We start from the raw sequence: 12,089 nt of genomic DNA, 5'->3' as shown, positions 1-12,089 counted from the left end.
TAATCCGGCTATCAGCCTTGACCCGAGATGAGGCGTGCCCCCTGGCGGGCCTGATCATCGGCGCTCTTCATCAACTTGACCTGCAACTCGAAGTTGCGAGTCAGCGCCATGCTGCTGACCAGTTCGTCCACGGCATTGACGTTGGCCCCTTCCAGAAATCCGGAGGCCATCACCACCTCGTCACTCATCTCGGCATCCTCGCCCTGACGCTGGCGGAACAAGCCGTCCGGCCCCTTCACCAGTTCACGGGTGTCCGGATTGACCAGCTTGAGCCGGCCGACTTCGAGGCGGGCACCGCCCCCCGGCGGGGTGACGCTGAGGGTACCGTCCTTGCCGAAGTGGATGTCGCGGTAGGCGGGCAACACCAACTCACCGCCATCACCCAGCACGGGGCGACCGTTGAGGGTGAGCAGGCCGTCGGCATCCTGGGTCAGATTGCCGGCCCGGGTGTAGGACTCCTTGCCATCGGCGGACTGTACGGTGAAGAAGCCATCGCCACGGATCGCCACGTCCAGCGGACGACCGGTCTGCATCAGGACACCGGCCTTGAAGTCGGTGCCGGCCAGCTCTTCCCGCGCCATCACGCGACTCTGGTAGCCGTCGCCTGTCAGGGCCAGGGCCGAGACGCGCTCGAAGTCGGCCCGAAAGCCGGCCGTGTTGACGTTGGCCAGGTTGTTGGCCCTGATCTGCTGTGCCATCAGGGTGTGTTGCGCCCCCGACATGGCGGTATAGATAAGCTTTTCCACGGTTCAGCCTTAGAAGGAGTTGAACAGGACCTGGGTCATCTTGTCAGCGGAGCTGATGGTCTTGGCGTTGGCCTGATAGTTGCGCTGGGACGTCATCAGGCTGACCAGTTCACCGGTCAGATCCACGTTGGAACCTTCATAGGCACCGGCGGTCAGGTTGCCCAGGGTGCCCGAGCCGGGAACCCCCAGCACCGGCTGGCCGGAGCTGAAAGACTGCTGCCAGGTAGTGTTGTTGGTCTGCAGCAGGCCGTTGGGGTTGGCGAAGTTGGCCATCACCACCTGCCCCTGCAACAGGCTCTGCCCGTTGGTGAAGGTGGCATACACGCCGCCATCGGCATCCACCCGCACGCCGGTCAGGTCCCCGGCGGTGTAGCCGTTGGACTGGTTGCGGGTCGCGTTGAAGTCGGATGCGTACTGGCTCACCTTGCTGATGTCGACGGTGAGTTCAAGGGGGTTGGCACCCGGCGGGGTCAGGGCCAGCTTGGGCATGGCGGTAGGCGTGGCCAGGGTACCATCCTTGTTGAAGGTCAGCGCGACCGGCGCCTTCAGATCGGTGCCATTGAAGGTGTAATGCACGGTCCAGCTGTTGTCGCCTGTTTTGACGAAATACTGGGTCACGCTGTGTTCGCTGCCGAGGGAGTCGTAGACCTTGCTGGTCTGGGAGTAGCTGTAGCTCTCGCTCTTGGCCGGATCGAACGGGTTGGCAGTCGGGTCGATGACGCTGGCATCAGCCTTCAGGTTGGCGACGAACTCCAGGGTATCGGAGGCCTTGGCAGGCAGGCTGCCGGCCTGAACCTGAATATCCCCGATCACCCCGGCCTGCAGCTCGCCTGCCGCGTTGGTGGAGTAACCCTGCAGGCGGGCACCGTTGGCAGCCACCAGATGGTTGCTGGCATCACGCTGGAACATGCCGGCGCGGGTGTAGGAGCTCTGGCCGTTGGCCTCTTTCAATACGAAAAAACCGCTGCCGGAGATGGCCAGATCCAGCCCGCGTCCGGTGCGCATCAGGTCGCCGTTGCGCTCGAAGTTCTGGGAGACGTTGTTCATCTCCACCCCGCCCGCTTGGCCACCGCCATAAATGGCGGCGAATTCGGCACGGCTGGATTTGAAGCCGGCGGTGCTGGCGTTGGCCACGTTGTTGCTGATGACGCTCAGCTCCTGGTTTACGGCGCGCAGGCCGCTCAATCCGATATTGAAAGACACGGGTTCAATCCTCTGTTAGTTACGCCGACTTGCCAAACTGAACTGCGCTGAAGAGGGGAACTTCACCCACCCCGGCGACCTGCAACATGATCTCGCCCGTTCCCGGTAGCGACACGCGTTCCACTGTGCTGGCAACATAATTCTTGGTAGTGACCGCGGCCCCATCCATGGATGCCTTGACCTCGAAGCTGTACTTTCCGGGCGGCAGCGCGGGCAGTTCATAGTCGATCGCCCCCGGTTTGCTCTCGCCCCAGCTCTGGCTGGCCACCTGCTGGCCATGCTCGTCGAACACCTTGAGCTCGATCTGGTTGGCAGTGCTGGGCAGCTCGATCTGGCCGCGGATCGCCTGCTCTTCGGAGAGCTCCAGCGTACCGCTGGGTACCATCACTTCCTTGTCGATAAGGTCGGTGCTCTGCAGTACCTGCTGGGTGTCCATCATGGCGATGGACTGCTGCTGCAGGATCTTCAACCCTTCGACCCCCTCCACCATGCTGAACTGGGCCAGCTGGGTGACGTACTGGGCGCCGTCGAGGGGATTGGTCGGATCCTGGTTCTGGATCTGGGCCACCATCATCTGGAGAAATTCATTGCGCAGCTGAACGCCCTGGCTGCCTTGGGAACCCTGATTTCCCTCGGTTTGTCCCGCATTGTTTGAGGCTATCTCCGGGGTGGCGCCAGCGCGCTGGCTGCCCCGAGCACTGTCCAGATTGCTGACTTGTGGCAGGCTCATCGGTTAGACCCCCTGACCAAGACGCAGCAGCCCCTGCTGCATGCTGTTGACCCGGTTGATCACCTCGACCGAGGTCTCGAAGCCACGGGAGGCGCTCATCATGTCGGCCATCTCTTCCACCACGTTGACGTTGGAGTAGTAGACATAGCCATCTTCATCGGCGAGCGGGTTGGTGGGCTCCATGCGCTTCTCGACCATGCGGTCGGACTGCACTATGCCGGCGACCTGTACCTGGGCCGCGCCCAGTCCTTCAGCGTCCTGAACGCGCTGGTAGAGGGTGGAGAAGACAGGTTTGATCGCACGAAAGGCGCTCTCTTCGCTGCTCGCGGCGCTGTCGACGTTGGCCAGGTTGGAGGCAACGGTGTCGAGTCGTACCGTCTGAGCCCGCATGGAGCTGCCCGCGATGTCATAGATCTTGTTGAATGACATGATTAACGTCCCTCGATCGCCTTGGCGATCCCGGTGATTTTCATATTGAGAAAGGTCAGGCTGGTCTGGAAATCGGTGGCGTTGTTGGCAAACTTGCTCTGCTCAACGCTCAGTTCGGCCGTGTTGCCATCCATGGATGGCTGATAGGGAATGCGGTATAGCGGGTGACGCATCTCGTCGGCCATGCTGCCCTGAGTGATGGCGGCGCTTTCGTCACCGCGCGCAACTTGCCGTGCGACCCCGTTCAAAATCGTCTTATAATCCACATCCCGCGCCAGATACCCAGGGGTATCCACGTTGGCCAGGTTGCCAGCCAGAATACGGGCGCGATCCGCTCTGACTTCAAGCGCATAGGGGTGCACGCCAAGGGCGCGGTCAAACGAGAGGCTCATGTTTTATCCTTTTCCATCAATCGGACCGATGCGGGTGTTATCAAGAGTCATGCCAATCCTGACAATCCACGCCAAGGGCGGCCTCGCGCCGGTCCGGGGGCAAACCGGCAACCAAGAGGTGGAAGCCAGACTTCCTGCATGGAAATCCGGGCTCGCTCTCTTCCTGCTGCTCGGCAGCGTTCATGCACACGCGGCCCAGACTCTGGCCGACGAGCTGGAGGATGCCCTGATCCGGGACGCCCGTACCACGCTGGAGGAGTACGTCACGCAGCAAGGCTGGCCCACCCCGACCGCTGACTATCAGGTCTGGCTCTCGTCGGCGGTGGCCCACCTCCCCCCCTGCGAGCAGCAGGTGCAGTTGCAGGCGGGTGGTCAGTATCGCCAGCCCTGGGGACGCCGCCCCTATCTCATCACCTGCCTGAGCCCGAGCTGGCAGTTGCGGGGCCGGGTGGAGGTCAATCTGACCCTGCCGGTCTGGGTGGCCGCACAGGATATCCAGCGCGACGTCCCGATCGCTGCGGCGGACGTGCTGGTGCAGGAGCTGGACGTCAGCCGTCTGCAGCGGGGCTTCATCCCCGCCAACCAGTCGCTGCAGGGTTACAAGAGCAGTCGCCACCTCAGGGCCGGCCATCTGCTGGGGGAACTGGATTTGCAGAAACCCTGGGCCATCGAGAAGAATCAAGGGGTACTGATCCGGGCCAGCGATGGCTCCTTCTCCGCCACAACCCGGGGCGAGGCGCTGGAAAACGGGGCCATCGGGGATGCCATCAAGGTCAGAAACAGCCGCTCGGGCAAGGTGATCCAGGCCTGGGTCGTCGGCCGGGGGGAAGTGGAAACCCGTTTTTGACCTTCCGCCACGATTCGATTCAAGTTCAGCGTGACTTGGGTCGCCTATTTCAGGGTAAGACCATCAGGAAGCCAGATTATGAAGATTACTCGCACCGATCCGCTCTATAGCCAGCCCCAAGCGGCCCGCAAGCAGGAAGCACCGGCGACCCAGGCACCGGCCAGCCAGCCCCGGAGCGATGCCAAAATCAGCGCCACCGCGCAATCCGTGACCCAGGCCAGCGCGCTCCTGAGTACCACCTCGGATGTGGACATGGACAAGGTGAACCAGATCCGCCAGGCCATCAGCGAAGGTCGGCTGGAACTGGACATGGACGCCCTGAGCCAGGCCATTGTGGACATGCACCGCCGATGAGCCTGACAGCCAAGGAGCGGGTACGTGAGCTGATCGTCGGCATCCAGCAGGATACCGGACGCTATCAGGAGCTGGAGCAGGTGTTGCAGCGCCAGCACGCCCTGTTGGCCGCCCATGACGTGGACAGCCTTGCCACCCACAACCAGCAGCAGAACCGGCTGATGGCCCAGGTGCAGTTGCAGGCCCAGCAGCGCTGCCAACATCTGCTGGCACTGGGGCTCAAACCGGATGAAAAGGGGATGGCCAAACTGATCGCCAAGCTGCCCGACAACCTGCAGCGCCAGGTCGGCGCGCAGTGGCAGCAGCTGGAGCACTCCCTGAAACGCTGCCTGCACCAGAATGAACTCAACGGCCGCCTGCTGGCCGGACAGATAGAGACGATCCAGACCCTGCTCGGCCAGGAGCCCGGCTACGGTCAACCGGACGATTTTCGCGACTGAGCAACCCTTCCTGATGTGAGTGCTCAGCCTCCCCTGGCGAGATAACGCAGGCTGGCCAGCTCGTCGAGCTGATGCTGATCCCGTTTCTCCTGCTGTTGCTGTCCCTGTGCCGCCCGGCGCGCCAGCAGCAGCTCAAGGCCCTTGACCCGGCCCACCTGCTGTCGCATCACCCCTTCATGATGATCCAGGTCCATCCTGGCCAGAGTCGACTGCTGCACCTGATGGGAGAGCATCTTGCGCAGCTGGCCATCCATCTGCTGACGGTTCTGCCACAGCAGGGGATGAAACGGCTCGGCACCGGGACGCAGGGCGGCGATCACCTCCTGCAGCTTGTGCGCCCGTTGCTCTTCCTGCAACGCAATCTCGCGCAGCCGCCGCCGCTCCTGACCCAGCTTCTCCAGCTCATCCTGTTGCAATCCAAGATACGACTTGAGCATGACGACTTACCCCTGTCCCAACACCTGCTTGAGGCCCGCCATCACCTGCTGGAAGGGCACTTCCTCATGAAGCCCCTGTTGCAGGAAGGCGGCGATGGCCGGATAGCGCTGCACCGCCTCATCCATCTGCGGATCGGCGCCGGGCTGGTAGCCGCCCAGAGGCAGCAGTTCGCGCACCTGCTGATAGCGCCCCCACAGCTGGCGCAGCGTCACCGCCAGTTGCTGCCACTCGCCCGGCACCACCTGGGGCATCACCCGGCTGACCGAGGCGCCGATATCGATGGCCGGATAGTGCCCCTCCTCCGCCAGACGGCGGGTCAGCACTATATGACCATCCAGGATGGCCCGGGCGGCATCCACCACGGGATCCTGCTGATCGTCCCCTTCCGCCAGCACCGTATAGAAGGCGCTGAGGCTGCCATCCGGGTGGGTGCCGTTGCCGGCCCGCTCCACCAGCTGGGTCAGCATGCCGAAAACTGAGGGGGGATAGCCGCGGGTCGCGGGGGGTTCCCCGACCGCCAGCGCGATCTCGCGCTGGGCCTGGGCGTAACGGGTCAGGGAGTCCATCAGCAGCAGCACGTCCTGCCCCTGCTCCCGGAAGTATTCGGCGATCCGGTGACAGAGTTGGGCAGCCCGCAGCCGCATCAGGGGAGACTGATCGGCCGGAGCGGCGATCACCACGGCCCTGGCCAGCCCTTCGGCCCCTAGGCTGTGCTCGATGAACTCGCGCACCTCCCGGCCCCGCTCCCCAATCAACCCCACCACCACGATCTGCGCCGCCGTGTTGCGGGTCATCATGCCGAGCAGCATGCTCTTGCCCACCCCGGAGCCGGCAAACAGGCCGAGGCGCTGGCCCTTGCCCACCGTCAGCAGGCCATTGATGGCACGGATCCCCACATCGAGGGGCTCGCGCACCGGCACCCGCAACAGCGGGTTCGGAGGCATGGCAAACAGGGGAACCGGCTCCCCCGCCTCGGGCAGGGGACGACCGTCGAGTGGCTGGAGCAGACCGTCGAGCACCCGCCCCAGCAGATGGGAACCGATGCGTACCGTCTCCTCCCCCTCGACCGGTTCGACCCGGGCACCGGAATAGAGACCGCTAATAGGCTGAAGAGGCATCAGGAAAGAGACGTCGCGGTTGAAGCCGACTACTTCGGCCAGCAAGGGAGCCCCGCCGGCCGTGCTGACCCGGCAACGCTGCCCCATCACCAGCTGGCAGCCCACTACTTCAAGGGTCAGCCCGGTGACTCGCACCAGGCGACCATAGCGACGAAAGGAGGGCAGCTCATCGAGGTTGTCGAGCGCCGAGGTCAGCGCCCGCTGCAGAGCGTCATGCATCCTGGGTGACGCTCAGCGAGCTGTTGACCTGCTCGATGCAGGCCGTCAGACGGGTGCTGGTACTGACTTCCACCACGGCAGCCCGGGTCTCGATGCGGGCGTCGCCCACCGCCAGGGCCGGATCCACCTGCAGGGGCCACCCTTCGCAACGGGTCACGCCCTGCTCCAGCAGACGTTCGCGATCCCCTTCGTTAAGGTAGATCACCAGCTCTTCGGGATCGGCTGGCAGGGTCGCCAGCGCCTGTTCCACCTGATGCAACACCTGTTGCGGGTTGAGGGTGAACTCGGCCATGATGACCCGCCTCGCCACCTGCTCCACCAGCTGGGCGATCAACGCCTTCTGCTGCTGCATCTTCTCCTGGGTCAGGGCGCTCCACTGCTCCTGCAGTTTGGCAAAGGGGGCCATCGCCTTCTCGAACTCGGCACGCCCCTCCGCCAGCCCCTGGGCAAAGCCCCGGGTCTGTCCCTGTTGCAGTCCCCGACTCTCCCCCTCCTGCAGGCCGCTGGTCAGGCCCTGCTGATAGCCGGTCTGATAACCTTCATCATGACCCTGCTCCAGCCCCTGCTGATAGCCGTATTCGAACTGTTCCTGCTGGTTCTGGGCCTCTTCGCCACTCTGGCCCAGGGCCGGAAAGCGGTACAGACGGGTCGCCCCAGGCTGCAACTTGCGCAGATGGTGACTCATGGTTGCCTCCTGTTAGCTGACCGTGGGCTCTTCGAACAACATGAACTCGATCTCGCCCTGTTCGACCAGTTCGCGCACCAGTTGCATGACCTCGGTGCGGGCCTGTTCGACCTTGCGCAGGGAGACGCTGCCCTGATTCTGGATCTGGTCGTCGAGCGCCTGGGCCATCCGCTTGGGCATGGCCCCCAGCACCACCTTGCGGAAGCTGGCCTCGGTATTCTTGAGCGCCAGGGCCAGCAGCTCGCTTGGCAGCTCCTGCACCAGACGCTGCAGGGTTTCGTCGCTCTGGCGACGCAACGCCATGAAGTCGAACATGTTCTTCTCGATCTCGATGGCCATCTCGCCATCGTGTTCGCGCAGCAGGGAGAGCATCTGCTCCTTGTTCCCCTGATAACGGTTGAGAATATCGGCGACCTGGCGAACCCCGTTGACCTTGGCACCGGCCTGATCGGCTACATAGGCCAGGCAGCGCTCCAGAGTCAGACGCAGCTCGCCCAGCACATGCTCGCTCACCGTGCTGAGGCCGGCGACCCTGACCAGCAGGTCGTCGTGAACCGAGCCCGGCAGGGCATCGAGTACGGCCGAGGCGGTCTGGGGTGGCAGGAAGGCCAGCAGTACCGCCTGCATCTGGGGGTGCTCGTTGCGAAAGAAGCGGGCCAGCACGTCGGCCGGCACCCACTGCAGACGCTGGATATCCTGGCTCATCACGTCGCCATACAGGCTGTCGAGCAGGCTGCGGGAGAGAGACTGGCCGAGGGCCAGATCCAGGGTCTGTTCCAGATACTCCCGCGATGCACTGCCGATGCCGCTCTGCTCGCGGTACTGGTTGAAAAACTGCTGCAGGGTCCAGCGCGCCTCCATCGAGCTGACGCCGGGCAGCCCCGCCATCTTGGAGATGAGGCGCTGCACCTCGTCCCGGGAGAGCTTCTGCATCACCTTGGCGGCCGCCTCCGTGCCCATGCTCAGCAGCAGGATGGCGGCCTTCTCGAGGTCGTCGATGTCAACATCGACCGCATTCTGGTTCAGGTTAACGTTGTTCATTGCCACTCACCCATGTTCTGATCACTTCCGCCACTCTGGCGGTGTCCTTCTCAACCAGCAGCTGGAGGTGCTTGAGCTGGACCTCCAGCTCCGAGCCAGGCTCGGGCAGCGAATCCATGTCGACGGCGGCGAAGTGCGGCTGGCCGGCACCTTCCGAGCGGATCAGGCTGTTGGACATGGCCGTCGCCGCCTCATCCTCTTCATCGCCGCTGCGGCGCATGGCGAGACCGACGGTCGGTTCCTGCTCCTCTTCCTGTTCCACCGTCTCATCGACCGGCTGCTGGGTACGCACCAGATGCTTGACCAGAGGACGGATGCCGAAGAAGACCAGTGTCAGGCCCAGCAGACCGCCAACCAGATAGCGCAGGGAATCCTGCCAATAGGGGGTTTCCCACCAGCTGGACTCGGGGATGGTGACCGCCGGGGCGCCGGTGAAGCTGAACACCTGCAGGCTGATCTGATCGCCGCGCGTCTGATCGAAACCGACGGCGCGTTCCACCATCTGGCGGATCTGCTCGAGCTGATCGGCATTCCAGCCCTCCTTGGGGGCAATCTGCTGGTTGAGCAGCACGGAGACGTTGATCTTCTCCAGCCGGCCCTGCTGATAGCGGGTATGTACTATGGTGCGGCTGTTCTCGTACTGCTTGGTGACTTCCTGACGCTCGGTACGCGCATCCCCCTTGGAGGGCGCCTCCTTCTCCTTGCCATCCTCGGCCGCATTGGCGGTCGTCTCCGGCGGACGATTGGAGAGGGCCCCCGGAATGCCGAGTGCCAGGGAGTCGATGGTCTTGTCGGACTTGCTGGACTCACGGGTCAGCACGCCGGACGGATCGAGCTGCTGCTGGGTCTCTTCCACCGCATTGAAATTCACATCCGCGGCGATCTGCACCCGGAAGTTGCCGTTGCCCAGCATGGGGATCAGCATGTCGTTGGCCCGCTGACGGATGTATTGCTCCAGCTTGCGGGTGTACTCCATCTGCTGCACGCTCTGCTTGCCGAACGTGGCCTTGTCGCCCACCTCGGCACTGAGCAGCTGACCGGCCTGGTCGACCACGGTCACGGCGCCGGGCTTCATGCCGGAGATGCTGCCCGCCACCAGGTTGGCGATGGCCTCGACCTGACCGGGCTCGAGGGACTGGCCCGGCTGCAGATCCAGCATCACGGAGGCGCTGGGCTTCTCTTCATCCCGACCGACGAACAGGGTCCGCTTCGGGATCGCCAGATGTACCCGGGCACTGCGGATCGCATCGAGAGAGATAATGGTTCTGGCCAGCTCCCCTTCCAGGGCATGGCGATAGCGTGCCCCTTCCATGAATTCACTGGTGCCGAGACCCGTCACCGCATTGAGCCCTTCCAGCCCGGCAGGCATGGCGGCACGCACCCCGCGCGCGGCCAGCGCCATGCGCACAGGAGCCAGCTGGTGTTCAGGCACCAGGATCTGCCCTGAGCTCTTCTCCAGCCGGAACGGTATCTGCTCCTTTTCCAGCATCTCCATGATGTTGGCAGTGTCGTACAGTTCCTGCTTGCCGTAGAGCGGGACGTAATTCTTGCTGGAGGTCCAGAGGATCACCACTATGGTGCCGGCGACGATGGCCGCCAGCAGCGCGATGGTCAAAATGGATTTGTTGTCGCGGGATAGATTGCGCCAATGCCGCAATCCCTCTTGCAACCTGTCTTTCAGCGAGCCGTCCTGTTCCCCCGGCCTGGATGTCACGAGTTCAGTCATCTGTTACCTCAGAGCGGCATGCGCATGATGTCGTCAAACCCGGTCATCAACTTGTTGCGCACCTGCATAAGGGCGGAAAAGCTGAGGCCGGCCTTTTGACTCGCCACCATGGCACCCACCAGATCATCGCTCTGGCCGGTATCGACGGCAGCCATCAAGCGGGACGAGACATTCTGCTGCTCGTTGACACGACCGATGACATCCTGCATGGCGTTGCTGAAGGAGACTTCCGGCGTGCCGTTTGACTCGATGGAAGGCGCCTGGCTGGCGACACGCTGCATCTCCTGCATCTGCTGCAGTAGTGTTACTTGTGATGACATCATTTCAATCTTCACTCTTTATCCCTCTGCTTGAATCTGCCGTTCGATATCAATGCCTTGCTCACGCATTGCCGCCAGCTTGTATCGCAATGCCCTGGTCGTCATCCCGAGCGCATCCGCGGTACGGGTACGATGGCCACGAAAGCGACGCAAGGTTTCCAGTACGAATTGAAATTCCGCATTGCGGCGGGTCTCGCTCAACCCGTCGCATGACCCCACCAGGTCAACAGGCGCACTCTCGTCATCCTGCTGATCGATGGGCAACATCAAATCGATCGCCTGTATATGCAAACCCCGAGCCATGATCAACGAACGCTGGATGACATTGTCGAGCTCGCGCACATTGCCAGGCCATTGATAAGTAACCAGTTGCCGGGCGGCGGCCTCGCTCAGACGGTAGCCCTGAGCGGGGGCATGTTGCTCGATGAAAAAGCGGGCCAGCGGCAGAATATCTTCCGGCCGCTCACGCAGGGCGGGCCAGCTGATGGGCAGCACATCCAGCCGATAGAAGAGGTCTTCGCGGAACTGTCCTTCCGCCACCAGGGTGCGCAGTTCCTTGTTGCTGGCGGCGATGATCCGCACGTCGAGGGAAATGGTCTGGTGGCTACCGAGACGCTCCACCTCTTTCTCCTGCAGGACGCGCAGCAGCTTGGTTTGCAGGGGCAGGGAGAGTTCGGAGATCTCGTCCAGCAGCAGGGTCCCCCCCTGGGCCAGCTCGAACTTGCCGGGCTGGGCACTGGTGGCGCCGGTGAAGGCCCCCTTGTTGTGACCAAACAGGATGGATTCCAGCATGGCTTCGGGGATTGCCGCACAGTTGATGGCGACGAAGGGCTTGCCCGCCCGGCAGGACATGTCGTGGATATAGCGGGCGAGGCACTCCTTGCCTGTGCCCGACTCGCCGCCGATCAGGATGGTGGCACAGGTCTTGGCCGCTCGCCGTGCCAGCTGGAGTACCTGCAGGCTCTTGTTCGAGACGGCGACCAGGTTCGGGATCTTCTGGCGCAGGCGCAGGCCACACTGGATGGTTTCCAGCAGTTGTTGGGCACTGAAGGGTTTGACAATGTAGTCGATCGCGCCGGCACACATGGCTTCGGCGGCCAGATTGGCCTGATTTTCGTTGACCAGAATAATAGAATCAACACCGGCAAACGATTTCAATATTCCGGGGCCAGCTTCCGTCATGGCATCCATGTCAAATAAGATGAGACCCGTGCGATTTTTATTAACAAAATCGCCAACCTTATTTACTGAATTAACCCTGACTACCGGATATCCATGCCCTGACAATATGTCTGCAGTGTGACAAGTTGCAGCAAATTCCGGCTGCACTAACAAAATAGGCAGGTTCGAGACATGATGTTCCCGTATTTCATCAAATACGGGCATATTATTATCATTCAT

Annotated in this window: 15 protein-coding genes; 3 read left to right on the top strand and 12 right to left on the bottom strand. The window is 62.7% G+C overall.

From position 1 onward, the window contains the following. Window positions 1-11 precede the first annotated feature (11 nt). From lfgF to lfgB, 5 genes are read right to left on the bottom strand one after another with little or no spacing between them, the layout of a single operon-like run. A complete protein-coding gene (gene lfgF, locus ACB028_RS13125) occupies window positions 12-746 on the bottom strand; it encodes a lateral flagellar basal-body rod protein LfgF (RefSeq protein ID WP_042025064.1) in 735 nt (244 codons plus the stop codon). A 9-nt stretch (window positions 747-755) separates the two neighbouring features. Next, window positions 756-1,949, bottom strand: coding sequence for a lateral flagellar hook protein FlgEL (flgEL, locus tag ACB028_RS13120; protein WP_026457768.1), 1,194 nt, complete (start codon window positions 1,947-1,949; stop codon window positions 756-758). 19 nt (window positions 1,950-1,968) lie between these two features. Beyond that, window positions 1,969-2,679 carry a flagellar hook assembly protein FlgD gene (locus tag ACB028_RS13115; protein WP_042070859.1) on the bottom strand — a complete coding sequence of 237 codons (711 nt, stop codon included), beginning with the start codon at window positions 2,677-2,679 and terminating at the stop codon, window positions 1,969-1,971. 3 nt (window positions 2,680-2,682) lie between these two features. Next, a complete protein-coding gene (flgCL, locus tag ACB028_RS13110; protein WP_026457766.1) occupies window positions 2,683-3,108 on the bottom strand; it encodes a lateral flagellar basal body rod protein FlgCL in 426 nt (141 codons plus the stop codon). Between the two features lie 2 nt (window positions 3,109-3,110). After that, window positions 3,111-3,500, bottom strand: a complete 390-nt coding sequence (gene lfgB, locus ACB028_RS13105; RefSeq protein ID WP_026457765.1) for a lateral flagellar basal body rod protein LfgB — start codon at window positions 3,498-3,500, stop codon at window positions 3,111-3,113. Window positions 3,501-3,549: 49 nt separating this feature from the next. Between lfgB and flgA the strand changes: the two genes are divergently transcribed. From flgA to lfgN, 3 genes are all read left to right on the top strand, one after another. After that, window positions 3,550-4,347 (top strand): flagellar basal body P-ring formation chaperone FlgA, encoded by a 798-nt coding sequence (flgA, locus tag ACB028_RS13100; RefSeq protein WP_354688559.1) that lies wholly within the window; start codon window positions 3,550-3,552, stop codon window positions 4,345-4,347. Window positions 4,348-4,425: 78 nt separating this feature from the next. Further along, a complete protein-coding gene (gene flgM / locus ACB028_RS13095) occupies window positions 4,426-4,701 on the top strand; it encodes a flagellar biosynthesis anti-sigma factor FlgM (RefSeq protein ID WP_026458467.1) in 276 nt (91 codons plus the stop codon). Next, entirely contained in the window at window positions 4,698-5,141 is a 444-nt protein-coding gene (lfgN, locus tag ACB028_RS13090) for a lateral flagellar protein LfgN (RefSeq protein WP_026458466.1), read from the top strand. The genes flgM and lfgN overlap by 4 nt, the downstream gene beginning before the upstream one ends. 23 nt (window positions 5,142-5,164) lie before the next feature. Here the strand turns inward: lfgN and lfiJ are convergent, their stop codons facing one another. From lfiJ to ACB028_RS13055, 7 genes are all read right to left on the bottom strand, one after another. After that, a complete protein-coding gene (gene lfiJ, locus ACB028_RS13085; RefSeq protein ID WP_026458465.1) occupies window positions 5,165-5,578 on the bottom strand; it encodes a lateral flagellar protein LfiJ in 414 nt (137 codons plus the stop codon). A 6-nt stretch (window positions 5,579-5,584) separates the two neighbouring features. Then, entirely contained in the window at window positions 5,585-6,916 is a 1,332-nt protein-coding gene (gene lfiI / locus ACB028_RS13080; RefSeq protein ID WP_042025061.1) for a lateral flagellar FliI-like assembly ATPase LfiI, read from the bottom strand. Then, the gene (gene lfiH / locus ACB028_RS13075; RefSeq protein ID WP_026458388.1) at window positions 6,909-7,601 is read right to left on the bottom strand and encodes a lateral flagellar assembly protein FliH; all 693 of its coding nucleotides are present in this window, start codon (window positions 7,599-7,601) and stop codon (window positions 6,909-6,911) included. Before lfiH ends, lfiI begins: the two co-directional genes overlap by 8 nt. Window positions 7,602-7,613: 12 nt before the next feature. Next, entirely contained in the window at window positions 7,614-8,642 is a 1,029-nt protein-coding gene (fliGL, locus tag ACB028_RS13070; protein WP_042070863.1) for a lateral flagellar motor switch protein FliGL, read from the bottom strand. Beyond that, entirely contained in the window at window positions 8,629-10,299 is a 1,671-nt protein-coding gene (gene fliFL, locus ACB028_RS13065) for a lateral flagellar M-ring protein FliFL (protein ID WP_042025058.1), read from the bottom strand. The genes fliGL and fliFL overlap by 14 nt, the downstream gene beginning before the upstream one ends. 77 nt (window positions 10,300-10,376) lie before the next feature. Continuing rightward, window positions 10,377-10,703: a lateral flagellar hook-basal body complex protein LfiE gene (gene lfiE, locus ACB028_RS13060; protein WP_026457266.1), complete on the bottom strand. Its 327-nt coding sequence runs from the start codon at window positions 10,701-10,703 to the stop codon at window positions 10,377-10,379. Between the two features lie 3 nt (window positions 10,704-10,706). Continuing rightward, on the bottom strand, window positions 10,707-12,074 hold the full coding sequence (locus ACB028_RS13055) for a sigma-54 dependent transcriptional regulator (RefSeq protein WP_216993554.1): 1,368 nt from the start codon (window positions 12,072-12,074) through the stop codon (window positions 10,707-10,709). Window positions 12,075-12,089: the final 15 nt, after the last annotated feature.

The sequence above is a fragment of the Aeromonas sp. S9(2024) genome, assembly GCF_041403185.1.
Lineage (GTDB): Bacteria > Pseudomonadota > Gammaproteobacteria > Enterobacterales > Aeromonadaceae > Aeromonas > Aeromonas enteropelogenes.
The sequence above is the reverse complement of the archived record's forward strand: the minus strand, read 5'-3'. Positions and strand labels throughout refer to the sequence as shown.